Below are 23,683 nucleotides of genomic sequence, written 5' to 3'. Positions count from 1 at the left end.
ATCAGTCCTTCTGGTGGTCGAGCACGCCGGCGTTCGGGGCGGCGGCGGCGACCAGTTCGGGGATGATCTCGTCGAGCTCGGCAGTGGTCCACGGCCGATCCCGCCTGGTCTTGGGGCCGATGTTCCAGCCTTCGCAGACCGCGACGTGGCCGGCCGAGACATGGAAGACGCGTGCGGTGACCTTCTGGGCGGCAGGGCCGGCCAGCCAGACCACCAGGGGGGCGATGCCCGCGGGGTCGAGCGGGTCGAAGGTGTCGGGCTCGGCGTCGAGGCTCATGCCGGCGGTGGCGGTGAGCCGGGTGCGGGCGACCGGGGCAATGGCGTTGACCGTGACCCCGTACGACGCGAGTTCCGTGGCGGCGATGAGCGTGAGGCCTGCGATGCCCGCCTTCGCCGCACCGTAGCCGGCCTGGCCGAAGTTGCCGAACAGGCCGCTGCCGGAGGAGGTGTTGATCACTCGCGCGTCGACCGGACGTCCCTGCTTGGACTGGGTTCGCCAGTATCGGGCGGCGGCCCGCAGGACACAGAAGTGCCCGCGCAGGTGGACCCGGATGACGGCGTCCCAGTCCTCGATCGTCATGTTGACCAGGGCGCGGTCACGCAGGATGCCGGCGTTGTTCACCAGCACGTCGAGGCCGCCGAACTCCTCCAGCGCCGACTGGACCAGTCGCGTCGCGCCGTCAGGGTCCGAGACGTCCTCGCCGTTGGCGATGGCGCGGCCGCCGGCCGCCCGGATCTCCTGGGCCACCTCCTCGGCCGGCCCGCTGGAGGCGCCCTGCCCGTCCGCGGATCCGCCCAGGTCGTTCACCACCACCGAGGCGCCCGCCCTGGCGAAGGCCAGGGCCTCCTCCCGGCCGATTCCCCGTCCGGCCCCCGTCACGATCACTACTCGTCCGGCGAGGGTTGCGTCAGTGGACATGTCGTTGCTCCTTGAAATCTGATCGTGGGCGATGTGCCGGGGCGGTCACATCGCCGCGCCGCTCTCCTTGGCCGTGGCGATCTCGGCCCAGCTGAGCCCGGCTTCGAGGAGGACCTCCTCGGTGTGCTGGCCGTGTTCCGGGGAGGACGTGGGCCGAGGCGCGGTCTCGTCGATCTGGATCGGGTTCGCGACGAAGTGGTACGGCACGCCCGCCGGGTCCTTGGCCTGGACGACGTACCCGTTGGCGACGGCCTGCTGGTCGCTGAGGACTTCCTTGGGGGACTGGACCACGGCCCAGACGCCTTCCTGCCGGGCCAGCGCCTGCCGCCAGTGGTCCAGATCGTGTGCGGCGAAGATCCGGTCGAGCTCGCCGACCGCGTCGGCGGCGTTCGCCACCAGTGAGGCGCCGTCGGGGAACCGCGGGTCGTCGGCGAGTTCGGGGTGGCCGAGCGCGGCGCACAGCGGACGCCAGTAGCGGTCCGGCTGCAACATGACGAGCTGGAGCCAGCGTCCGTCCCGGGTCCGGTAGGCGTTCGTGATCGGGTTCATCGCCGTCTTGCCCACGCCGATCGGGATCCGGTCGACGTCGAAGAAGTCGGCGGCCATGATGTCCGGTGCCATCGTCCACATCGCCTGAGCCATCAGCGACACGTCCACCACGGACGGTTCGCCGGTGCGTTCGCGACGGTACATGGCGGCTGCGATGCCCCCGGCCAGGGTCAGTCCCGAGGGCAGGTCGCCGTAGGCAGGCCGCTGGGCGATCGGCCGCTGTGCCGGGTCGGTGGCCAGCGCGTAGGCGACCGAACCCCGGGCCATGAACGTCGCCGAGTCGAAGCCTCCGTTCTCCGCCTCCGCTCCCCGTGGGCCCAGGCCGGAGCCCCGCGCGTAGATCAGCTTCGGGTTGACCGCACGCAGGTCCTCGACGTCGATGCGCAGCTTGCGCCGCGCGGCGGGCAGCCAGTTGGTGAGGAACACGTCGGCGTTCGCCACCAGGCGGAGCAGGAGCTCCCTGCCCTGCTCGGTCCGCAGGTCGAGCCCGACGCTGCGTTTGCCCCGGTTGCCGAGCTCCATCATGTAGTCCAGTTCGGTTTTCCCGCCGCCGGGCCGCAGACCGCCGACCACCAGCGCCCTGCCCGGATCGCCTCCGTCGGGATGCTCGACCTTGATCACGTCTGCCCCCCAGTCGGACAGCGCCACTCCCGCCGAGGGAACGAAGGTCCAGGAAGCCAGCTCGATCACTCGGACACCCGCGAGCACGTCTGTCATGGAAACCACCTTGAGGGCCGTGCGGCCACGGAGAGCCGCGTTGAAGGGGGACTCCGAGTTCCGGAAATCTTCCCGAGTGCCGTGCTGTCAGGGCGAACTCGGGTGGGCGGAAACCTCGGGACGACCGTTGTGGAGAAGTACCGTAGACACTACTGTATTGCTAACTATAAGCCTGTGCAATGGATGGACCCTGATGCGGAACGACGAACCTCTGCCCGCCACGGACCGATTCGGAGAGTCGCGATGAACACGCTGATGCTGCTGGACATGGCGGTTGCCGGATTCGGTGACCGGGTGGCCTTGGGATCCCAGCGGACCGGCATTACCTATCGACAGCTGCGGGAGGCGGCCGCCGGGGGTGCGGGGTTGATCCGGTCTGAGGACCGGCGGACCGTCGTGTTCGTCGGTGAGAACGGCCCGGCTTTCCCGGTGGCGATGTTCGCGGCCGCGGCGGCGAACATGCCGTTCCTGCCGCTGAACTACCGGCTCGCGCCCCAGGCGCTCGCGGACACGCTGGCCAGGCAGTCCGCCCCGCTACTCATCGCCGGGGAGCGGGTCGGTGCGCTGGCCGGTGCGGAAACCCGGTGGATCTCCCTCGCCGACTGGCCGGCCCGGTGCCTTGAGGGCGGTGGCCCCGGCCTGCCGGTGGACTCTCCCGATCCCGACGACATCGCCGTGCTCCTGCAGACCAGCGGCACGACCTCCACGCCGAAGAGCGCGGTGCTCAGGCATCGGCACCTGGCCTCCTACGCGCTCGGCACCGTCGAGTTCGGGTCCGCCGGCGAGGACGAGGCCACCCTGGTCGCCGTTCCCCCCTACCACATCGCGGCGGTGGCGAACCTGCTGACGAACCTGTACGCCGGGCGCCGCATCGTCTATCTCGACAGCTTCTCGGCATCCGGATGGCTTGACATCGTCCGGACCGAGCAGATCACCCACACGATGGTCGTGCCCACCATGCTCGCCCGCATCGTGGACGAGTTGGAACGCGGCGGCGTGCCCGCTCCGGAATCGCTGCGCTCCCTGTCCTACGGGGGTGCGAAGATGCCGCGTCAGGTGATCGAGCGGGCGTTGCGGCTGTTCCCCGAGACCGACTTCGTCAACGCCTACGGCCTCACCGAGACCTCGTCCTCCATCGCGGTCCTCTTTCCGCAGGACCATCGGGACGCCCTCACCGCCGACGATCCCGGGGTCCGGGCCAGGCTCGGCTCGGCGGGACGTCCGCTACCGGGCATCGCCGTCGAGATCCGCGACGATCAGGGCGGGATCTGCCCGACCGGCGTGCCGGGAGAGATCTGGGTGCGTGGTGCTCAGGTCGCCGGTGAGTACCTCGAGTCCGGTACCACCCTGGACCGGGACGGTTGGTTCGCCACCCGGGACCATGGACACGTCGACGAGGACGGCTATCTCTTCGTCGGTGGCCGTTCCGACGACACCATAATCCGCGGCGGGGAGAACATCGCCCCCGCGGAGGTGGAGGATGTCATCCTCGATCACCCCGCGGTCGCCGAGGTCGCCGTCGCCGGTGTCGACGACAACGAGTGGGGGCATCGCATCGTCGCCTTCGTCGTCGTCAGATCCGGTCACTCCGTTGACGGCGAGGACATCCGCGCGTGGGTGCGCGCCCGGTTGCGCAGTTCCAGGACACCGGACGACGTCGTCTTCCTCGGGGAACTGCCGCAGACCGCCACCGGAAAGATCCTCCGGCGGGAACTCGTCCAACGGGCCCGGGTCATGTCCGCCCAGGGCTGACGCGCGTCGCCTCAACGTCCGGGGACCGTCGGCCGGTCCCCGGACGTGTCCTCCCCCTCCGAGCCGTCCCCTCCCCGTCCGTGCCGCCGGTGTCGCGCCGAGCGCGCTCTTCGGGCTGCCTCGAATATCCAGATATCTCGGGATAACAAGTGTCAAACAGATGCTTCCCGCCCCCTTGACCCCTCCGCTCCCAGGGATTACCAAATACACAACCGTAATCCAAACGGTAAGGCATTCGACTGGAGTGACCCATGGCAGGGGCGGCCAGGTTTCGCCACCACTGCCAGGCCGGAACGCGTGCCAGACACCCATCCAGATCGGCTCGGTACCTCAGAGGCCGGCAAGCCGCCAAACATCCCGGTCGAAAGGACATTCCTGATGCTCACACGTTTCTCTCCCCGCTCCGGCGAACGGCACGAGGGCCGCTCGTCCTCGGTACGAGCTCGCCTCGCGGGCGTCCTGCTGCTCGCGCTCACCGCGTCCACCGCCTGTGGTGACGGAGGCTCGGGCGGCAGTGACACTCCCGGCATCACCGACACCGAGGTCAAGGTGGCCATAGTCGTGCCGAAGACCGGTCCGTCGGCACCCACGTTCGACGGCTTCGAGCAGGGAATCAGGGCACGCTTCGAAGAGGCCAACGCGGCCGGCGGCGTGCACGGCCGCAAGATCAAGCTCGTCACCCTCGACGACGCCGGGGACGGCGCCCAGCAGGTGGTCGCCGGCCGGAACGCCGTGCAGTCGGAGAAGGCGTTCGGCATCATCGCCGCCTCCCGGGTCGACACGATGTACGCCTATCTGAAGCAGAACAACGTGCCGGTGACGGGGTTCCCGGGACAGCCGCCCTTCGCGAACGACCGTAACGCCTTCGGAGCCTACGGCTCCTTCGCGATGGGCCTGGCCCAGACTGCGACCGCGCAGACGGTGAAGGACCGTGGCGTGACCAAGATGGCGGTCTTCGCGCATAACTCCCCGGGAGCCATCAACTCCGCGGACGCCTTCGTCTTCGCCTCGAAGCAGGTGGGCCTTCCGGTGGTGATGAAGCAGTACGACATCCCGCTCGGATCGTTCGACGCCACCGCGATCGCCGTGCGTCTGAAGGAGCTCGGCGTCGACGGTGTCTACCTCCCCATGCTCACGCAGTCCAATGTGTCGATCATGCAGGCGGTCAAGCAGCAGGGCATCGAGTTGAAGGCGGGGTACGTCACCTATGACCCCAGCGCCATCGCCCAGGCGGGCAAGGCGCTCGAAGGGGCGCTCGGCACGCCCAGCGGGACGATCCCGCTCGAACTCGACCAGGAGCCGGTCAGGAAGTACCGGGAACTGATGGCCAAGTACGCCCCGAAGGTCGACCCGGCGGGCAACCTCTTCACCGCTGTCGGCTGGATTTCCGCGGACCTGTTCCTGCACGGGCTTGACCTGGCCGGCGCATCGCCCACCCGTCAGGCGTTCATCGACAACCTGCGGAAGGAGGAGGCGTACACGGGGCGCGGGCTGCTGGTGCAGCCGGTGAGTTTCAAGCCGGGCATCCTCCCGAACGGAGACCCGGTCAAGTGCGTCTGGCTCGAGACCATCAAGGACGGCAAGTACGTGCCGGACGCCGACAAGATCTGCGGCGAACTGGTCAAGGTTCAGTAGAGATCAACCGATTCGGGGCGTGAGAGTCCGTGGCCGCTGTCTTGGGCCCAAGGATTCCCGACGACCGAAAGGGACGGACCGACGTGGGTTATGAATTCGCTTCTCAGACATCTCTCCGGGTGAGCCACCTCGGGGCCACTGGAACCACGGCCCTGGCCGCACCCGACGCCGGAGGGCCGACATGCTGAGCTACATTGTCGGCGGTCTGGTGACCGGCGGTATCTACGCGATCTCCGCCATGGCGCTGGTGATCACGTACAACGCCTCCAAGGTGTTCAACTTCGGACAGGCGGCCATCGCGTTCTTCGTGGCCTACTGCTATCACTTCCTGCACACGGAGGTGGGCCTGCCGGTGTTCGTCGCCGCGGTGCTCTGCCTTTTCGTGATCGCCCCGGGTCTCGGACTGCTGCTCTGGGCGGTGCTGCTGAACCGGCTCGGCTCGTCGGTGCCCCTGGTCCGCCTGGCCGGCACCATCGGCCTGCAGGTGGCGCTGACCGCCGCCACGGCGCTCATCTTCGGGCACCAGCCGGTGTACGAGGCGGCGGGACTGATCAAAAATCCGGAGGTCGTTCTCAACATCGCCGGAGTCGCGCTCTCCAGCGAACAGCTGCTCATCCTCGGCGCGGCGGTGTTGGTCGCCGCGGTGGGCGCGGTGGTGCTGTACGGCACGACGGCGGGGCTGATCACTCGCGGTGCCGTGGACTCCAAGCTGATGACCGTGCTCACCGGGACGAACCCGAACGCCGTCACCGCGGTGACCTGGGCCGCCGGTGCGGCGCTGGCCGGACTCGCCGGCATCCTGATCGCGCCGAGAGTCGGGCTGGACTCGCTCAGCTTCGCGAACCTCATCGCCGCCTCCTTCGCCGGTGTGGTGATCGGCAAGCTGACCAACCTGTGGCGGGCCTTCGCCGGAGCGTTGCTCGTCGGCGTCGCCCAGTCCGTCGTGGTCCCGTACCTGCCCGATTCGGGACTGCTGGCGACGGCACTGCGGCCGAGCATCCCGTTCCTGTTCATGATGATCGCGATCCTCGTCTACAGCAGGTCGAGCGAGCTGCGGGCCGAGACCCAGCAGCGCGAGGTCGCCTCGTTGCAGAGCGACATCGACCGTCGCCAGGCGCACAACGCGGCTCTGATGCGCGGCAAGGAGGGGAGATGGGACCGGCGGGTCGGATGGATCCTGCTCGCAGGTGTGATCGTCTTCTTCCCGATCGTGCTGGACGACTTCTGGATCGGGGTGGTGGCGCTCGGGCTCGCCTATTCGGTGATCTTCCTCTCCTACCGCCTGATCACCGGCGAGGTCGGTGTGATCGGCCTGTCGCAGATCACCTTCGCCGGCCTCGGCGCGATCGCCACCGGTCAGCTGGCCACCGTGTACGGGCTGCCGGTGCTGCCGGCGATCCTGCTGAGCGCGGTGATCGCGGGGCTGTGCGGCATCGTGGTCGGGGTCGTGTGCCTGCCCCTGGGCCAGCTCTACACGGCGATCACCACCTTCGCGTTCGCGCTGCTCATCGGCGAGGTGGTGTTTCCGATGCAGCAGTTCTCCAACATGGACTCGGGCATCGCCGTCGACCGGCCGGCGATCGGATCGTTCGTCTTCGACGGCAACGTGTCGTTCTACTTCCTGATGGTCGCCTCCTTCGCCGCGGTGGGTCTGCTGCTGTGGAACCTGCGACGGTCGACGACCGGCATGGTGTTCGCCACGATCCGGGCGAGCCGGGCCCGGGCGGAGACGCTCGGGTTCAACATCTTCGGCGCCCGGCTGTGGGCGTTCATACTGGGGGCCGGCGTCGCCGGCCTCGGTGGCGGATTCGTGGCCAGCTACCAGCTGGTGGCACTGCCCAACGCCTATCTCGCGACGGCCGGTCTTGTCTGGTTCGCCGTGGCGATCGCGCAGGGCGCGAACAGCATGGGTGGTGCGGCCATGGCCGGGCTGTCGCTCGCCGTGATGCCGCCGCTGTTCGGACTGTTCCTGCCCAGCGAGCTCGGCGATCTGCCGGCGCTGCTGTTCGGGCTGATGGCGATCCTGCTGGTCGCCCAGCCCAGCGGCATCAACGTCCAGCTCAGAGCGCAAATGAGAGGCCTGGCGGTAGCCGTCGAACGGGCGGTCGCGAGCCGGTCACAAAGGCCCGTCGAGAGGCCCGAGGCCGAATCCGTCGGTGATGGCCAGGCCCGGCAGGAGCCGGTGGAGGAGAGGGCATGACAACCGCGCGAACAACCCTCGAATGCCATGGGATCAGCGTGAACTTCGGAGGTGTCAAGGCTCTCGACGACGTCTCGATCGACGCGTGCGCGAGCCGGGTCACCGCGCTTATCGGCCCGAACGGCGCGGGCAAGAGCACGACGCTCGCCGTCGCCTCGGGCCTGCTCCGGCCCAACTCCGGTCGTGTGCTGATGGAGGGCGCGGATCTGACCGGGCAGCCCCCCCAGGCGTTCGCGCGTAAGGGGATGGCCCGGACGTTCCAGTCACCGCAGCTGGTGAAGGAGCTCACGGTGCGCCAGCACATCGTGCTGGCGCACCGCGCGGCCGATCATCGGTCGCGCTTCTGGCGGGATGTGCTGGGGCTGGGCAGGACCGACCGCGCCGGCGAGACGGAGCGGGCCGACGAGTTGCTCGGTGAACTCGGGCTCGACGCGATGGCCGATGCCACCCCCGACGCGTTGCCGATGGGAACCAGGCGGCTCGTCGAGGTGGCACAGTGCCTGGCCAACGAGCCGCGGCTGCTGCTCCTCGACGAACCGTCCGCCGGGCTCAACGCCACGGAGACCGGTGTCTTCGCGGACCTGGTGAAGCGGCTGTGCCGCGAGCGATCGATCGCGGTGCTGCTGGTCGAGCACGACCTGGAGCTGGTTCTCAGCATCAGCGACAAGATCTTCGTGCTCGACTTCGGGAAGCTGATCGAGTCGGGCACACCGGATGAGATCAAGAACAGCGAGGCCGTTCAGGCGGCATACCTGGGGACGGTGCAGGCGTGACGGACACGGTGGTTGTCGACGATCTCACAATCCGGTACGGCGACGCCGTCGCCGTCGACGGGGTCTCCTTCCGGGTGGCCCAGGGAGAGTGCCTGGCCGTCCTCGGCTCCAACGGTGCGGGCAAGAGCACGGTGGCCAAAGCCCTCGCCGGGCTGTTGAAGCCCGCGAGCGGCAGCATCGAGGTGGCCGGGCACCCGCACACGGAGAGCACGCCATACCGGCTCGCCCGCAACGGTGTCGTCTACCTGCCGGAAGGGCGGGGCATCTTCCCCACCCTGACGGTCGCGGAGAACATCAAACTCGGCGTTCGCACGCTGCCTCGCGGGCAGCGGCGTGCCGCGGAGGCGCGGGCCTACGAGTACTTCCCGATCCTCGGCGAGCGGGTCAAGCAGGTTGCTCAGACCCTTTCCGGCGGTGAGCAGCAGATGCTCGCGCTGGCTCGCGCGCTGGTGACCAACCCCCGTCTGATCGTCATCGACGAACTCTCGCTGGGCCTGGCCCCGCTGGTCATCGAGGCCGTGTACACGGCACTCGCCAAGACCAGGACCACGGGAGTGAGCATCGTGTTGATCGAGCAGTACGTGGACAAGGCGCTCGGTTTCGCGGATCGGGTGCTGATCATGCGCCGCGGGTCGGTCGTGTGGGAGGGACCCGTCGACGCCGGAATGGCCGCTGTGGCGCAGAGTTACCTGGGCGGTGAGGTCGCCGAGGAGGTGTGAGACCACGGACGCGCACCGGAGGGAGCCGTCCTTCCGGTGCGCGGCTTTGTCGGAGGCAACTGTCGTAAGGCTTGCCGAATGAATTACAGTATCTATTGTCGTCCGGGTGGCCAACCGCAACCGACGCCTCGATCCGACGTCCGCTGTGATCGGGGCCGAGGACCTCGAAGGAGTGTCCATGAGGGATGAAGATCCTCCGCTGACTGCGGAGAGAGTCGGTACGGCCGCTGCGACGCTCGGGGTGCTACCGGAGCGCCGCCGGGGTTCGGTGCGCAGGACCGTGACGCTCGACGCGGCTCCCGACGGCTCCTGGGCGGCGGGCTGGTTCCTGACGGCCCGCGCCCGCGACCTGCTGACCGAGGCCGGGGGCGGGACGCGGGTCCTCGACCGGCTGGAGATCTCCGCGCGCATCGGGGCCGCGGGGGAACTGCGGGGGCTGGAGGTCCCCACGATGCCCGAGCTCGCGGAGGCACTGCTCGGCCGTGACACGCGCAGGGGCTTCCGGGCCGTGCTCGCGAACCTGTCCTCGATCCGGCCCACCTCGTTGGAGGGGGCACTGCTGGACGACTTCCCGGGGCTCGGCATCGTCTCCGGATACGGCCGGTTGCGCGCCGAGCGGGCCACCGAACCGTCGATGCCCGCCTCACGCCGCCATCCCCTCAGCGGAACCTGCATGGGCTGGGCGCCGGGAGGGAGTGCGATTCGGCGGGCGACCCAGGAACCCCCTGCGGGATCGGAGATCCTGAGCGACCACCATGCCGCGACCCCGCTGGCGGAGATGACCGACGCGAACGGCTGGCACGAGGATCGGCCGACGAGACCCGGCACGGTGCGCCGGAGACGGTTGCTGGATGTCGCCCTCGATGAGAACAGTCCGATCTACAGCTACTTCCGTGACACCTACGAAGAGCCGGACGGCGAGGAGGCGGTGATCCACGAGTACGAGCTGCACGCTCGCGCCCACGGCACTCCACCCGTTCTCGTCTCGGTGAACGCGACCCCGCGGCCACTGCCGTTCGCGGAATGCCCGCTTGCCGCGCTCAACGTCGGCAGGCTGGCGGGCGTCGCGCTGAGCGAGATCGACGGTGCGGTACGGACCACGCTGACCGGGACGGCCGGCTGCACCCATCTGAACGACATGCTGCGGACCCTGCGATTCGTCGAGTCGCTGCGTGCGGGGCCGTCGCGCCCGCACCCGTCGTATCCCTCGGATCGCCCGGCCGGTTCCGAAGACGAGGAAGGAAACAACGATGCGTGAGGCGGTGATCGTCGACGCGCTCCGTACTCCGATCGCGCGCGGACGTACCGGCGGGGCACTGGCGGGTCTGCATCCGGTCGACCTGCTCGCGCACGTGCTCGATGCCCTGGTGACGCGCAACGGGTTCGACCCCGCCCTCATCGATGACGTTGTGGCCGGTTGCGTGACGCAGGCCGGGGAGCAGGCCGCGAACATCGCGCGCAACGCCGTGCTCGCGGCCGGCCTGCCGGAACGGGTGCCGGGCACGACGGTGGACCGGCAGTGCGGTTCGTCACTGCAGGCGGTGCAGTTCGCCGCGCAGGCGGTGATGTGCGGTGCCGCCGACATCGTCGTCGCCTGTGGAGTCGAGTCGATGAGCCGGGCGCCGTGGGGGACCGCGGCGGGCACTTTGGACGTCTACGGGCGCCGGATGGCCGGTCGCTATCCGGACGGACTGGTGCACCAGGGCGTCGCCGCCGAACTCGTCACCGCTCACTGGGGGCTCTCCCGCACGGAACTGGACGAGTTCTCCGCCGAGTCGCACCGCAGGGCGGCCGCCGCGACGGCTCGGGGGGACTTCGCCCGTGAGATCCTCCCCGTCCCCGCCGGCGGTCACGACGAGTTCTCCGTCGACGAGGGAATCCGCTCCGAGGTCAGTGTCGAGGCGCTGGGGAAGCTGCGTCCCGCATTCCGTACCGATGAGTCCGCCGCGCGCTTCCCGGAGATCGACTGGAGCATCACCGCGGGCAACAGCTCGCAGATCAGCGATGGCGCGGCTGGTGTGCTGATCGCCGACAGGGAGACGGCGGACCGGCTCGGGCTCCGGATCCGGGCCGTCCTGCGGGCCGCGGTGGCGGAGGGCGACGACCCGCTGATGATGCTCACGGCGGTGATCCCCGCCACCGGGAAGGTGCTGGCGCGCGCCGGGTTGACCGTCGACGACATCGACCTGTTCGAGGTGAACGAGGCCTTCGCTCCGGTGGTGCTCGCCTGGCAGCGGGAGATCGGCGCCGACCAGGGACGAGTGAACGTCAACGGCGGCGCGATCGCGCTCGGGCATCCGCTCGGCGCCACCGGCGCCCGCCAGCTCGTCACGCTGCTCAACGCGCTGGAGCTGCGCGGTGGGCGGTTCGGGCTGCAGACGATCTGTGAAGCCGGCGGGATGGCGAACGCACTGATCATCGAGCGGGTGTGAGCCGTCCATCCGCCGGACGGGCGGGCGAGCGTGGACGGTCAGGGAACCGGAGCCGCCGCGATGCGCGGTGTGAGCGAGAAGGAAGTTGACATGGAAGTAACAGACGTGGCTCTGCTCTTGATCCGGGTGTGCGTGGGTCTCACCCTGGTGGCGCACGGTCTCAATCACGCGTTCGGCGGAGGGAAGATCGCCGGTACGGCGGGCTGGTTCGAAGGGCTGGGGCTGCGCCCGGGGGTCGTGCACGCGTGGGCGAGCGTGTTGGCCGAACTGGCCGCGGGGATCGGCATCGCGATCGGCCTGCTCACCCCGCTGGCCTGCGCCGCCGCGATCGGTGTGATGACGGTCGCCGGGGTGATCTCGCACCGGTCCAACGGCTTCTTCGTGTTCCGGGACGGATACGAGTACGTGCTGATGATCGCGGTGATCTGTGCCGCAGTCTCCCTGGCCGGTCCGGGCAGGGCCTCGGTGGACGGGGCGCTGGGCATCGACCTGGCCGGTGGGACCGGCCTGGCCATCGGCGTGGGGCTCGGGCTGCTCGGCGCGGCGGTGCTGCTCGGCGCGGCCTGGCGCCCGGCGCCCGCCAAGGCCGAAGAGGGGAGCCGGTGACCGCCACCACGACACGAGCGGACCGGCCCCGGCTGGTCACCCGCCCCTTTCTCGGCATCGCGATCTGCGGAACGGTCTTCTTCTTCGCCAGCGGGATGACGATTCCGATGCTGCCGCGCCTGATCGTCGACGACCTGGGAGGTGGAGGCGCCCTCGTCGGGTTCATCGTGGGGGGCATGGCGGTGTCCTCCATCATCATCCGGCCCTGGGCCCCGAGGTTCGGCGAGTCCTTGGGGCTGAAGAGGACCGTGCTGGTCGGCACCCTGCTGGCGTCGCTGTCGTTCATCGGATACGGGATCGCGCCGGAACTGGTGAGCCTCTCGCTTTTCCGGCTCATCACCGGACTGGGCCAGGCACTCTTCCTGGTCAGCGCGATCACGCTGGTCACCGGCATCGCCCCGGCGGAGCGGCGCGGCGAGGCGGTGAGCTACTTCTCGATCGCACCGTGGCTCGGCATCGGTGTCGGGCCGGCCCTGGGCGAGACGATCGTGCAACTGGCCGGGATCCGGGGCGCCTGCCTGGCGGCCGGCGCGCTCGCGCTCGTCGGAGTCGTGGCGGCCCGGCTCCTGCCGAAGAAGGCGGACGAGCCCGGCCGCGAGGAGCTGACGGAGCGGCCGGGGCGGCTACCGCGGATACAACGGTCCGCGCTCGGCCCCGGCGCGGTCCTCGCCCTCGGCATGTTCGGCGCGGTCGCCTTCTCCACGTTCCTGCCGCTGTACACCCGCGAGATCGGGGTCGGCGGGTCGCAGTACGTGTTCCTCGCCTACGGCATGATCATCTTGCTGCTCCGGCTGTTCGGCGGCCGGATTCCGGACCGTTTCGGCGGGGCGGCGGTCAGCACGGTGGCCACCCTGCTGATCACCGTGGGCCTTATCCTGATAGCCACGGTCCCCACCGCGATCGGGTTGTACGGCGGTACCGCCGTCTTCGCCACCGGCACCGCGTTGCAGTACCCTGCGCTGCTCGCGTTCACGGTCAACCGGGTGCCCCCCGCGGAGCGTGCGGTCGCGGTGGCGACCTTCACGATGTTCTTCGACATCGCGGCGGGGGCCGGTGGTGCGCTGCTGGGACTCGTCTACGGTTTCGGCGGCTACTCCGGCATCTTCCTGGCGGGGGCGGGGTGTGCGCTCCTGGGCCTGGTGCTGCTGCACACCTGGGCCGCCCCGCGGCGCGGTAGGCGCTCCTCCGTGCCCGCTCCGTCGCCCGCGGACTGAGGCCGCGTCCCGGGGATTCCCCGCACGCCATGGCCGGGGCATCGCGCACCGTCCCACGTCTCCGCGGAGGTCCGCGACACTGTGGAGCCTCCGCGGAGACGTGGGGCACGCCACCGGGCGGGCGCCCCTACGCGATCACACCGCGCTCGCGATGCCGGGCTATGGCCTCGGGGCTGTACCCGGCTTCCTCGAGCACCGCCGCGGTGTGCTCGGCGAACTCCGGTGCCCGCTTCGGCCGGCCGGGATCCTGGTCGAAGAGAATGGGCGGGACGACCAGCGGCAGCGGGCCGTCCGGGTACTCCACCTCCTGGATGAAGCCGTTGGCGATGACCTGCGGATCGTCGTGCGTCTCACGCGGCGTCTGCACCGGCGCCCACACGCCGCTCATGGTCACGAGAATGGTCCGCCATTCCGACAGGCTCCTGGTGGCGAACGTCTCGTCGAGAACGCGCACGAGTTCGGCGCTGTGCCGGGCACGGTTCGCGGCCCCGGCGAACCGCGAATCGTCCAGCAGGTCGAGGCGGTCCAGATGCAGGCAGAGGTCCCTCCAGTCCCGCTCGTGGTCGCCGAGCAGGGTGAGGGAGAGGAAACGCCCATCCGCGGTTCGATAGGTGTTCCCGGTCCAGTGGATCTGCTCGCGCGCCGGCCGGGAGTTGAACGCCTGTCGGCCGGGAGGGAACGTGCTGCTGATGATCGCGGGTGCGTTGAACCACATCGCGCTGCCCAGCAGTGAGGCGTCGACCACCGGGGCCACGCCGGTGCGCTCACGCTGGAGCAGTGCCGCGCAGATCCCGCCCGCGAAGACCAGGCCCGACATTCCGTCGCCGTGGCCGACCATGCCGGAGGGTCGGTCGATGCCGGTGACGGCCATCGCGGTGCCGGCCAGCGACCCGCGCGCCCACCAGGAGGCGGAGTCGTAGCCGCCGCGCTCGGCCTCGGGGCCGCGTGGCCCCGCACCCGTGCCCTTCGCGTACACGATGCGCGGGTTCCGGGCTCGGATGTCGTCGATGTCGACCCCCAGCTTCCTGCGGGTCGCGGGCAGATAGCTCGTCAGGAACACGTCCGCGGTCTCGGCCAGCCGGTGGATGATCTCGCGACCCTCGTCGTCGGCCAGGTTCAGGGCGATGGCGCGCTTGCCCCGGTTGTAGTGCCTGAACATCCAGTTGGCCTGGCCGGGTTCGATGCCGCCTCCGTCGAACACGCGCATCGGGTCGGGCGCGGACGGGTTCTCGATGTGGATGACATCGGCACCCCAGCTGGCCAGGATCGTGCCGGCAGCGGGGCAGAAGGCCCACGTCGTGAGATCGAGGATGCGTATGCCGTCGAGTACTTTCACTGCTGCTCACTCTCGCCCAGATCGTCTCGTCGATCTGGAGTGTTGCATACTCGAATGCATTTCAGTAAGACTATCGGTATGGCTTACGTCCACTATGATCGCGAGTACTCCGTGGTCGGCGGATCGTGTTTCAGGCCGATTGTCGAGGGAGATCGAACATGACGACCACCGCGAACGCGACGGCTTCGCCGCCGCTACCGGAACCCAACGCGCTGACCGCGTTCTTCTGGGAGGCGACGCGAGCCGGAGAGCTGAAGTTCCTGCGTTGCCAGTCCTGCGGGCACTTCGTGCACTACCCGCGCCCCATCTGTAACCGGTGCCTGTCGATGGAGCTGGCGCCGGAACGCGTTTCCGGGCGGGCGGTCCTGTACAGCTACACGTGGGCGGTGCAGGCGTTTCATCCGTACTTCGTGGATCGCGTGCCGTACAACATCGCCGTGGTGGAGCTGGTGGAGCAGCCCGGCCTCCGCATGACGACGAACATCGTGGACTGCCCGCGAGAGCGGATCCGCACGGGCATGGCACTTGAGGTGGTCTTCACCGAGGTGACTCCGGAGGTGACCCTGCCGCTGTTCCGGCCCCTTGCCGAGTCGGACCGTACCGGGGCCGACGGGTCCGCACAGACCGAGGAGAAGTGATGAAGGGCAACGACCGTGTGGCGGCCGTGGGCGTCGGCTATTCCACGACCGGGCGCCGTACCGGCCTCACCTCCTGGCAGCTCGCGATCCAGGCGGCCAAAGCCGCCCTGGCGGATGCCGGGATGACGCCGCAGGACCTGGACGGGATCGCACTGCTGTGGGGGGTCGCGGGACCCGCTCCTGACGGGCTCGACGTGGTCGACCCGATGGACCTGGCCTACATGCTGGGTGTGGACACCCTGAACTGGTACGGCACCGCGGGACCCTCGTACGTCGGGCCGGCCATCCAGGCCGTCGCGGCCATCAAGTCCGGGCTCGCCCACACCGTGCTCACCCTGCGGATCATCAACCAGAGCGTGAGCACGGGCGATCGGCTGGCCAAGGACGGGGCGTCCGTCAAACCGACATACGCGCCCGACGATGCCCAGTTCACCGTTCCCTTCGGCTCGATCTCGCCGATCCAGTCGATCGCGGCCCTGCCCGCGCGGCTGCACATGGACACCTTCGGTACCACCGAGGAGCAGTTCGGCGCGCACGTCGTCGCGCAGCGGTACCACGCGAGCATGAACGATGACGCGATCTTCCGGGATCCGCTCACCGTCGAGGACTACCTGGCCTCGCGCTACCTGAGCACACCGGTCCGCATTCTGGACTGCGACTATCCCGTCGACTCCGCTTCCGCGGTCATCTTCACCAGTGGGGAGCGTGCCGACAGCTGGCGGAAGAAGCCGGTCTTCGTGGAGTCCGCGGCCTACTCCTCGGTCAAGTACATGACCTTCGAGAACCTCGACGACTTCACCCGGTCGTCTCCCTTCCATGCCGCCCGCGAGCTGTGGAACCGTACCGACCTGCGGCCCGAGGACGTGGACTGCGCACAGCTCTACGACGGTTTCACCATCATCGTGTTCCAGTGGCTGGAGGCGCTCGGCTTCTGCGGGCTCGGCGAGTCCGGTCCCTTCGTGGAAGCCGGTCACACGCGTCTGGGCGGACGCCTTCCGGTGAACACCGACGGGGGGGCCTGTAACGTGGGGCGCCGCCATGGGGCGAACTTCTGCATCGAGTCCATCCGCCAGCTCCGCGGCGAATGCGGTGATCGTCAGGTGCCGGGGGCGGAAGTCGCGGTATGGGCCAACGCTGTGGGACCGTTCTCCGGGGCCATGCTGATGACCGCCTCATAAACACACACCGAGGTCGCTCTCCGCTCCTTTGAGGTCAATCCGATGAGGAGCGGGCGGCGGATACGAATCACGGAGACTCCGTGTCTCCTACCGCGTTCGCGAGCCGGTCGCGGCTTCGTGGGCGGGAGCTCGACCGGGGCGGCAGGTCGCGTTCGCGTCCGCCCGGAGCCGCCCCTCCTGGCTGCCCTCGGTGGTCATTCCTCGGTACGGCCTTCGGCCTGCGTCAAGGTCCGGGCCAACCGCTCGCGAAGCCCGTCGATGATGATCGTCAGACCGGCTTCGAAGTCGTCGTCGGTGGCGAAGCTGTTGCTCCAGTACGTGATCGCCTCGGCCATCACCGGGAGGGACGCCCGGCCGACGAGTGCAGCGAAGAGCTGCTGCTCCTCCTCCTCGCCTTTGGCCGACCGGCCCGCCATGGAATAGAGCCGATCCTGCACGACGCAGCCTCGGGCGTAGACCGAGAGCGTCATGTAGGCGCGCACCGCCTCCTCCGTGGAGAAGCCGGCCTGCACGAGCACGCCGATCTCCTTGTCGAGGCGGGCGAAGTAGTGGACCATCGCCTGCTGCGACTGCATGGGCGCTCGCAGGACGACGAGGTCGCACAGCGACGGGTTCTCGATGAAGACACGCCGGAAGGCGCGGAAATACTGCCGCAGATGTTCGTCCCAGTCATACCCGCTGAACTCCGGCAGGATCTCGTTGAACCGGCGCGCCGCCTGCTCGGTGAGCGCGTCGAGCAGTTCCTCCTTGCTGCGGAAGTACCAGTAGATGCTGGTGACTCCGACGCCGAGGTGTCGTCCCAGCCGGGGCATGCTCAACTCGTCGACGCTCTCCATCTCGACGAGTTCGTAGGCTCCTCTGACTATCTCTTCCCGGCTCAACGAACCCCGTGGCCGGCGGGTCGACACGCCAGCCTTCGCCTTTGTCTGCCCTGCTTTCGGCGGCATGGGACCTCTCCAAGCGGTATGCCTTACAGTCATCATTACCGAAGCCAGTCTACGGCGTTGGGCCGTCCCCGGTAGTCAAGATCATTACTCGGCTGGACGGATGAGCCCGCATACCCCGGGCGCCGATCGACGCCTCGCCTGCGCTCCGCGCCCCATGGCAGGTGCCCGCCGTGATGAAATCTTTCGCTCCCAGGTGAGATCAGGCTTCATCCAGATTCTTGTGATAGATATCGTATATCTTACAGTAAGAGCCTTTGCAACGCTGTCCAGATCATGGGGGTTCTTCGATGAGCGAAGTCCTGAACGAGTTGCGCGCCTTCCTCGACAAGTCGTTGCCCGCCTGGCGCGACCAGTGGCCCGACGACTCCTCCTGGCAGGCCCGCTGCGCCTGGCAGCGCCTGATGGCGTCCCAGGGGTGGGCCGCCCCCGGCTGGCCCACGACATACGGCGGCCGTGGTCTCGGTACGGCGGAGTTGCTCGCGGTCGAGGACGTGCTCGCCGGATACGGGGCCCCCGTACTGCCCGGCATGCTCGGGTTGAAGAACGTCGGGCCGACGCTGCAGGTGTACGGCACGCCGGAGCAGAAGAGGCATCTGGCCGCCATCCTGAGCACGGACGAGATCTGGTGCCAGGGGTTCAGCGAGCCTGGCGCGGGCTCCGACCTGGCCGGCCTGCGCACCCGGGCGGAGCAGGACGGGAACGAGTTCGTCGTCAACGGCCAGAAGATCTGGACATCGAACGGCATGCACGCCACGCACATGGAACTCCTGGTGCGGACCGACGGCTCGGCCCCGAAGCACAAGGGCATCTCCGTCCTGCTGGTGCGCATGGACACCCCGGGCATCGAGGTCCGCCCGATCAGGCAGATCAACGGGGAAGCGGAGTTCGCCGAGGTCTTCTTCACCGACGTGCGGATCCCACGAGAGAATCTGCTTGGCCCGCTCAACCGGGGGTGGGAGGTCACGATGACCACCCTCGGCCACGAACGGGCGGGCGTCGCCGTCTTCGCGAGCCGTCTGGAGACGCGGGCACGGACCGCCCTGGTGGAGAACCGGCCGGAGGCGCGCGACGAGCCGCTGGCGCCGCAACTCCGGGACGAGCTGCTGCAGCGGTACGTGGACAGCCGCGTTCTCGCGATGCTGGGCGAGCAGATGCTGGACAGGATCGCCGGCGGCGACGCGCCGGGACCGGAACAGTCCGTGATCAAACTGGTGTGGAGCCAGACGAGCCAGCAACTCGACGCGACGTGCATGACCATAGCGGGCGTCGACGGGGTCAGCGGTGTCGTCCCCGGCGTGGCCCATGACTATCTCTCCGGCCGTGCGACGACCATCGCGGCCGGCACCACGGAGATCGTCAAGAACATCATCGCCGAACGGGTGCTCGGACTTCCTCGCAGCTGACGTGGACGACGCACAGGACATAAGGAGATCGAGCGTGACACCGACAACAGCCGCGGAACGGCAGGAGTTCCGTACGGTCGTTCGAGCCTTCCTCACGGAGAGGTCGCCCGAGTCGCGCGTGCGCGGCCTGATCGACGACGAGCGGGGAGCCGACCTCGACACCTGGCGGCAGATGGCCGCGCAGCTGGGGCTGGCCGGAGTGCTCATCCCCGAGGAGTTCGGTGGTCAAGGTCTGGGACAGGTTGAGATGGCGGTGGTTCTTCAGGAGGCGGCACGGGTCCTGCTCTGCGCCCCGCTGCTGTCCAGCGGCGTCCTGGCTCCCACGGCCCTGCTGGGCAGCGGTGACGTGGCGGCGGCGAAACGGTATCTTCCGGCCATCGCCGAGGGCCGCTCGGTCGCCGCGGTGGGCATCCACGACGAGCGGGGTACGCGGACGGTGGCCGAGTCCGGACCGGACGGCTGGCGCCTCACCGGCCGCAAGACGCGGGTCACGGACGGTCAGGTCGCCGACCTTCTCCTGCTGGTGGCCCCGGTGGGACAGCAGACGGGACTATTCGCCGTCGAACGGAACGCCCCCGGGGTCACCGTCGAGGAGCTCGACGGGCTGGACAGGACCCGGCGGCAGGTCACGGTGGACCTCGCGCGCACCCCCGCCGTCCGGATCGGCGACGACTTCACCCGGCCACTGGAGAGGTTGCTGGCGGTCGGTGCCGTCGCGGCGGCGGCGGAGCAACTGGGTGTGGCCGAGCGCATGCTGGAGATCTCGGTCGAGTACGTCAAGACACGGGAGCAATTCGACAGGCCCATCGGTTCCTTCCAGGCCGTCAAGCACCTGTGCGCGGAGATGTTCGCGCTGGTGGAGTGCTCCGGAGCCGCGGTGAACGCGGCCAGCCGCGCCGCCGCGGAGGACCCGGCCGCGCTGGCCGAGATCGCCGCCGTCGCCAAGGCGTACTGCTCCGTTGCCGCGACGCGGGTCGTGGAGACGGCGATCCAGGTCCACGGAGGGATCGGATACACCTGGGAGCATCCGGCCCACCTCTACCTGCGCAGGGCGAAGTCGCTGGAGTTCATGTTCGGGGACCCCCACCACCACCGCGACAGGATCGGTGTGCTGAACGGGTTGTAGCCGGTTGGCGCGGGGTAGCGGCGGTCGAAGGCGGGGGCGTGAAAGGACTCCGCCTTCGACCGCGACGGTCAGCGGCCGGTGAAGTTCGGCGGACGCCTCTCCTTGAAGGCCGCCATCGCCTCCGCGCTGTCCGCGCCGGATCCGATGCCCAGGAAGGTGACCTCCTCGCGCCAGGTCTGCTGGATGTTCATGTCCAGGCCCGCGTTGATCTGGGACTTGATGTGCCCGATGCCGATCGTCGGGCCCTGGGCAAGCCGCTCCGCCCACTCGGTCGCGACCTCGAGCACCTGGTCGTCCGGCACGCACCGGTTGACCAGACCCCACTCCAGGGCGGTACGCGCCGGAAGCACATCGCCGAACAGCGCTATCTCCTTGGCCCGGACCGGGCTCACACCCCGGGTGAGCAGGTAGGCGCCGCTCGCCTCCAGGGGCAGGCCACGCTGGACGAAGACCTCACAGAACCGGGCGTTCTCCCCGGCGATGACGAGGTCGCAGGCGAAGGCGAAGTTGCAGCCGAACCCGTAGGCGGCGCCGTCGACCGCGGCGACGATCGGCTTGGTGTTCTCCCACACCTTCTCGATCACGCGCCACCAGCCGTACGACAGCCCGTCCTCGCGGGCGATGTGCGTGTGGGTGCCGCGGCGGTGCGCCGGTGGGATCTCGATGTGATCCGGTTCGCTCAGATCGGCCCCGGAGCAGAAGGCTCCTCCCGCTCCGGTGATGACCGCGGCCCGGATGTCGGCGTCGCTGTTGACCTCGTCCAGCGCGGCGAGGATCGCGTCCCGCAGCGGATGGTGCACGGCGTTCCTCAAAGCCGGCCGATTGAGGACGAGAAACGCCACCTGCTTCTCGATGCGGAACTCGAGACCCGCGTTTGACCAGCTCTCCACGTCCAGTGGCATTCGTCTTCTCCTTGCGACTGAGTGACTGAGGTCTGCCTGGCCGGACCCGAGACGGCACGGCGGCCGAAGCCCTCGGCGACAGACCCGGAGGCTACCTCGACAGTAATCCATACTGTATGTATTACTATGAGTGCTGGCAATGTACTGGGACGACTTGTCGGAGACGCCCTCAAGCCCGGCCGGCTGCCGGAAAGCACCTGTTCACACGGTTGAAATACGGTAGTGACAAGAGTGCGCGATGGAAGTACCGTAAGTCTTACGAATTGGTTGGCGATAACTCGCTTTCCGAAGGGCGACGCGGGATGGTCCACCAGGCGTGCAGGCATGCGTGATCGCCGGACGCCGCCCTTTCGAACGGGTCTCGTCATCGCCGCAGCCGCCAGGGCGCCCCCCGTGCAGGTTCCCAGGTGATCTAGGAGGACGCTGATGCTTCCTGACGACGCGAAGATCGTCTCCGTCGACGACCACGTGATCGAGCACCCGCAGGTGTGGCTCGACCGGCTTCCGAGTAAGTACAAAGACGTCGCGCCGCGTATCGAGAAGGTGGAGGACGGCAACGACTGGTGGATCTATGAGGGAGAGAAGGCCGGAAATTTCGCGCTGAACGCGGTGGCCGGCAAGCATCCCAAGGACTACGGGATGGATCCCCGTTCCTACGATGACATGCTCCCGGGCTGTCACCGGATCGAAGACCGGATCAAGGACATGGACACCGAGGGTGTCTGGGCACAGCTGTGCTTCCCGAACATGGGAGGCTTCGCGGGCACCGTCTTCTCCCGTTCCAAGGATCTGGAGCTCGGTCGGCTGTGCGTGCAGGCGTACAACGACTTCATCCTCGACGAGTGGTGCGCCTACGCCCCCGACCGGCAGATCCCGCTCGTCATGGTGCCGTGGTGGGATGTCGAGGAGTCGGTGAGGGAGATCCACCGCACCGCCGCGAAGGGCGCGAAGTCCTTCACCTTCGTCGAGCTGCCCCATCGGCTCGGCCTGCCGTCCTGGCACACCGACCACTGGGACCCGCTGCTGGCGGCCGCGCAGGAGACGGACATGCCGCTCTCGCTGCACTTCGGTTCCGGTGGTTCGCCCGACGTGTCGGCGGAGGGAAGCTCGACGAACTTCACCGTCGCGATCTCGCTGTTCGGCCTGAACTCCATGTCGGCCACCTCCGAGCTGCTGCTCTCGCCGGTCTTCCACAAGTTCCCGAACCTGAAGATCGCGCTGTCGGAGGGCGGCATCGGCTGGATGCCCTACATGGTCGAGCGCATCGACTTCGTGTGGGAGCGGCACCGCTGGTACAACGACGTCAACCGGGCGGTCCGGCCGTCCGACCTGTTCCGCAAGCACATCTTCGGCTGCTTCATCTCCGACAACGCCGGAATCGCGGCCAGGCACACCATCGGAATCGACAACATCATGTTCGAGAGCGACTACCCGCACTCGGACAGCAACTGGCCGAACACCCGCAAGATGCTGGCCGAGGCGCTGGTCGACGTGCCGGAGGACGAGGCCAGGAAGATGGTCGAGCTCAACGCGCGCCGGGTGTACAACTTCCCGGACCGGCAGGCCTGACCGCTCATCAGGACCCGCTTCACAGCGTTTCGCGCTCGTGACGCGGTACGAGAACGGCCCCATGACCGGCGCGGTCACGGGGCCGTTTCCGGTGTCACGCCGGTTCTGAGCCGGTGTGTACCCGGGCCATGAGCAGGCCCTCCTGTCGATATGAGGGTGCCCGGCGGAGAAAGGAACGACATGCCACATCGTCAGAGTGGGAGGCGAGCGGTCGGCCTTCTTCGCGTCTCCGTTGCCGAACCGGCGGACGGCGCCGCGGACGGCCCCCGTTCGAGTCGTCGGGAGAGGTGTACGAGCCGCTCGTGGGGGTGGATCTGCGCGGTGCCGCCGACGCGACGGCGGTGCACCGGGCGATGAGGCGCGCACGCCTGTCACGACCGGCGTAGGCGGCCCGGGGGCTGCAGTCCGACCACGGACCCGGTGCGGTACATGTTCACCGGAGCCGGTTCCGGCCGGCTCCGGTGTAGCTCATCGACGTTCGGCCCGTTCAGTCCGAAGCGGGCAGGGGCTTCGCCGTCTGGGTGGAGAGAACCTGGCCGTCGATCGTCAGCGGACCGTCGCCCGCCTGGACGCACAGCAACTCCACCCGGCGCGCCTCGTCGGAGTACCGCTTGCCGAGCAGGGTCCCGGGGGCTCCCGGAGCGGAACCTGCCGAGGGCTTCTCCACGACCTCGTCGCCGCGGGCCATCGGCAGCCCGCCGCAGCACACCGACACGTCGTCGCCCGTGGCCCGGACGACGATCACTTCGGTCGTGCACACCCGACTCCGCAGCCGGTCGCCCGCTTTCAGCATCGCCATCGTTTGTCACTCCTGACCGAGTCGCAAACCAGATCCGGATGTCGCCATCGGATGCCGGTCCTCTGAGTTATCCCTGTACACGCATTCACTGAAATCAGAACGGTATGGCTTACCGTAGCCCAATTCAGAGCACGCGGTAAACATCTGCGGCCGTACTCCCGCAGGGTGACGCCTCTAGGTCCTGTCCTGCGGATCTTTTGCCTACTGCGGTCGGTCAGGCGGCGCCTCGCCGCGTTGTCGTCGGTCACCGCAGCACGCTGCGGCTCCCT

The 23,683-nt window shown here is 68.6% G+C and carries 20 protein-coding genes; 14 read left to right on the top strand and 6 right to left on the bottom strand.

Annotation, left to right across the window (positions count from 1 at the left end; genetic code table 11):
• Position 1: 1 nt before the first annotated feature.
• Together ACWD3H_RS38665 and ACWD3H_RS38660 are read right to left on the bottom strand one after the other, a co-directional pair.
• Positions 2-919, bottom strand: coding sequence for an SDR family oxidoreductase (locus ACWD3H_RS38665; RefSeq protein ID WP_451958529.1), 918 nt, complete (start codon positions 917-919; stop codon positions 2-4).
• Between the two features lie 45 nt (positions 920-964).
• Entirely contained in the window at positions 965-2,185 is a 1,221-nt protein-coding gene (locus tag ACWD3H_RS38660; protein ID WP_451958528.1) for a CaiB/BaiF CoA transferase family protein, read from the bottom strand.
• Between the two features lie 243 nt (positions 2,186-2,428).
• On the opposite strand from ACWD3H_RS38660, the gene ACWD3H_RS38655 reads away from it, so the two are divergent.
• The 9 genes from ACWD3H_RS38655 (at position 2,429) to ACWD3H_RS38615 (ending at position 13,516) form a co-directional block, all read left to right on the top strand.
• Positions 2,429-3,937 carry a class I adenylate-forming enzyme family protein gene (locus ACWD3H_RS38655; RefSeq protein WP_451958527.1) on the top strand — a complete coding sequence of 503 codons (1,509 nt, stop codon included), beginning with the start codon at positions 2,429-2,431 and terminating at the stop codon, positions 3,935-3,937.
• 378 nt (positions 3,938-4,315) lie between these two features.
• Positions 4,316-5,572, top strand: coding sequence for an ABC transporter substrate-binding protein (locus ACWD3H_RS38650; protein ID WP_451958526.1), 1,257 nt, complete (start codon positions 4,316-4,318; stop codon positions 5,570-5,572).
• A gap of 181 nt (positions 5,573-5,753) precedes the next feature.
• The gene (locus tag ACWD3H_RS38645; protein ID WP_451958525.1) at positions 5,754-7,772 is read left to right on the top strand and encodes an ABC transporter permease; all 2,019 of its coding nucleotides are present in this window, start codon (positions 5,754-5,756) and stop codon (positions 7,770-7,772) included.
• The gene (locus tag ACWD3H_RS38640) at positions 7,769-8,545 is read left to right on the top strand and encodes an ABC transporter ATP-binding protein (RefSeq protein ID WP_451958524.1); all 777 of its coding nucleotides are present in this window, start codon (positions 7,769-7,771) and stop codon (positions 8,543-8,545) included. Before ACWD3H_RS38645 ends, ACWD3H_RS38640 begins: the two co-directional genes overlap by 4 nt.
• Positions 8,542-9,264: an ABC transporter ATP-binding protein gene (locus tag ACWD3H_RS38635; RefSeq protein ID WP_451958523.1), complete on the top strand. Its 723-nt coding sequence runs from the start codon at positions 8,542-8,544 to the stop codon at positions 9,262-9,264. Before ACWD3H_RS38640 ends, ACWD3H_RS38635 begins: the two co-directional genes overlap by 4 nt.
• Before the next feature lie 178 nt (positions 9,265-9,442).
• Positions 9,443-10,522, top strand: coding sequence for a DUF2889 domain-containing protein (locus ACWD3H_RS38630; protein WP_451958522.1), 1,080 nt, complete (start codon positions 9,443-9,445; stop codon positions 10,520-10,522).
• Positions 10,515-11,696: a thiolase family protein gene (locus ACWD3H_RS38625; RefSeq protein ID WP_451958521.1), complete on the top strand. Its 1,182-nt coding sequence runs from the start codon at positions 10,515-10,517 to the stop codon at positions 11,694-11,696. The genes ACWD3H_RS38630 and ACWD3H_RS38625 overlap by 8 nt, the downstream gene beginning before the upstream one ends.
• 90 nt (positions 11,697-11,786) lie before the next feature.
• Positions 11,787-12,302, top strand: a complete 516-nt coding sequence (locus ACWD3H_RS38620; RefSeq protein ID WP_451958520.1) for a DoxX family protein — start codon at positions 11,787-11,789, stop codon at positions 12,300-12,302.
• On the top strand, positions 12,299-13,516 hold the full coding sequence (locus ACWD3H_RS38615; RefSeq protein WP_451958519.1) for an MFS transporter: 1,218 nt from the start codon (positions 12,299-12,301) through the stop codon (positions 13,514-13,516). The genes ACWD3H_RS38620 and ACWD3H_RS38615 overlap by 4 nt, the downstream gene beginning before the upstream one ends.
• Before the next feature lie 127 nt (positions 13,517-13,643).
• On the opposite strand, the gene ACWD3H_RS38610 is transcribed toward ACWD3H_RS38615, so the two are convergent.
• A complete protein-coding gene (locus ACWD3H_RS38610) occupies positions 13,644-14,852 on the bottom strand; it encodes a CaiB/BaiF CoA transferase family protein (RefSeq protein WP_451958518.1) in 1,209 nt (402 codons plus the stop codon).
• A 158-nt stretch (positions 14,853-15,010) separates the two neighbouring features.
• Here ACWD3H_RS38610 and ACWD3H_RS38605 point away from each other — a divergent pair, with 158 nt between their 5' ends.
• Positions 15,011-15,490, top strand: coding sequence for a Zn-ribbon domain-containing OB-fold protein (locus ACWD3H_RS38605; RefSeq protein ID WP_451958517.1), 480 nt, complete (start codon positions 15,011-15,013; stop codon positions 15,488-15,490).
• Positions 15,490-16,668 carry a thiolase family protein gene (locus ACWD3H_RS38600; protein ID WP_451958516.1) on the top strand — a complete coding sequence of 393 codons (1,179 nt, stop codon included), beginning with the start codon at positions 15,490-15,492 and terminating at the stop codon, positions 16,666-16,668. Before ACWD3H_RS38605 ends, ACWD3H_RS38600 begins: the two co-directional genes overlap by 1 nt.
• A 194-nt stretch (positions 16,669-16,862) precedes the next feature.
• Here ACWD3H_RS38600 and ACWD3H_RS38595 read toward each other — a convergent pair whose 3' ends face one another.
• Complete coding sequence (locus ACWD3H_RS38595) at positions 16,863-17,549, bottom strand: TetR/AcrR family transcriptional regulator (protein ID WP_451958515.1); 687 nt, start codon at positions 17,547-17,549, stop codon at positions 16,863-16,865.
• Positions 17,550-17,902: 353 nt separating this feature from the next.
• On the opposite strand from ACWD3H_RS38595, the gene ACWD3H_RS38590 reads away from it, so the two are divergent.
• Entirely contained in the window at positions 17,903-19,018 is a 1,116-nt protein-coding gene (locus ACWD3H_RS38590) for an acyl-CoA dehydrogenase family protein (RefSeq protein WP_451958514.1), read from the top strand.
• A 34-nt stretch (positions 19,019-19,052) separates the two neighbouring features.
• Positions 19,053-20,144: an acyl-CoA dehydrogenase family protein gene (locus ACWD3H_RS38585; RefSeq protein WP_451958513.1), complete on the top strand. Its 1,092-nt coding sequence runs from the start codon at positions 19,053-19,055 to the stop codon at positions 20,142-20,144.
• Between the two features lie 68 nt (positions 20,145-20,212).
• Here ACWD3H_RS38585 and ACWD3H_RS38580 read toward each other — a convergent pair whose 3' ends face one another.
• On the bottom strand, positions 20,213-21,046 hold the full coding sequence (locus tag ACWD3H_RS38580; RefSeq protein ID WP_451958512.1) for an enoyl-CoA hydratase/isomerase family protein: 834 nt from the start codon (positions 21,044-21,046) through the stop codon (positions 20,213-20,215).
• Between the two features lie 426 nt (positions 21,047-21,472).
• On the opposite strand from ACWD3H_RS38580, the gene ACWD3H_RS38575 reads away from it, so the two are divergent.
• A complete protein-coding gene (locus tag ACWD3H_RS38575) occupies positions 21,473-22,615 on the top strand; it encodes an amidohydrolase family protein (RefSeq protein ID WP_451958511.1) in 1,143 nt (380 codons plus the stop codon).
• A gap of 487 nt (positions 22,616-23,102) precedes the next feature.
• Here ACWD3H_RS38575 and ACWD3H_RS38570 read toward each other — a convergent pair whose 3' ends face one another.
• Positions 23,103-23,414, bottom strand: coding sequence for a hypothetical protein (locus ACWD3H_RS38570; protein WP_451958510.1), 312 nt, complete (start codon positions 23,412-23,414; stop codon positions 23,103-23,105).
• Between the last annotated feature and the right edge of the window lie 269 nt (positions 23,415-23,683).

Source organism: Streptosporangium sp. NPDC002607 (assembly GCF_053592655.1).
This window is presented reverse-complemented; position numbering and strand designations above follow the sequence as displayed.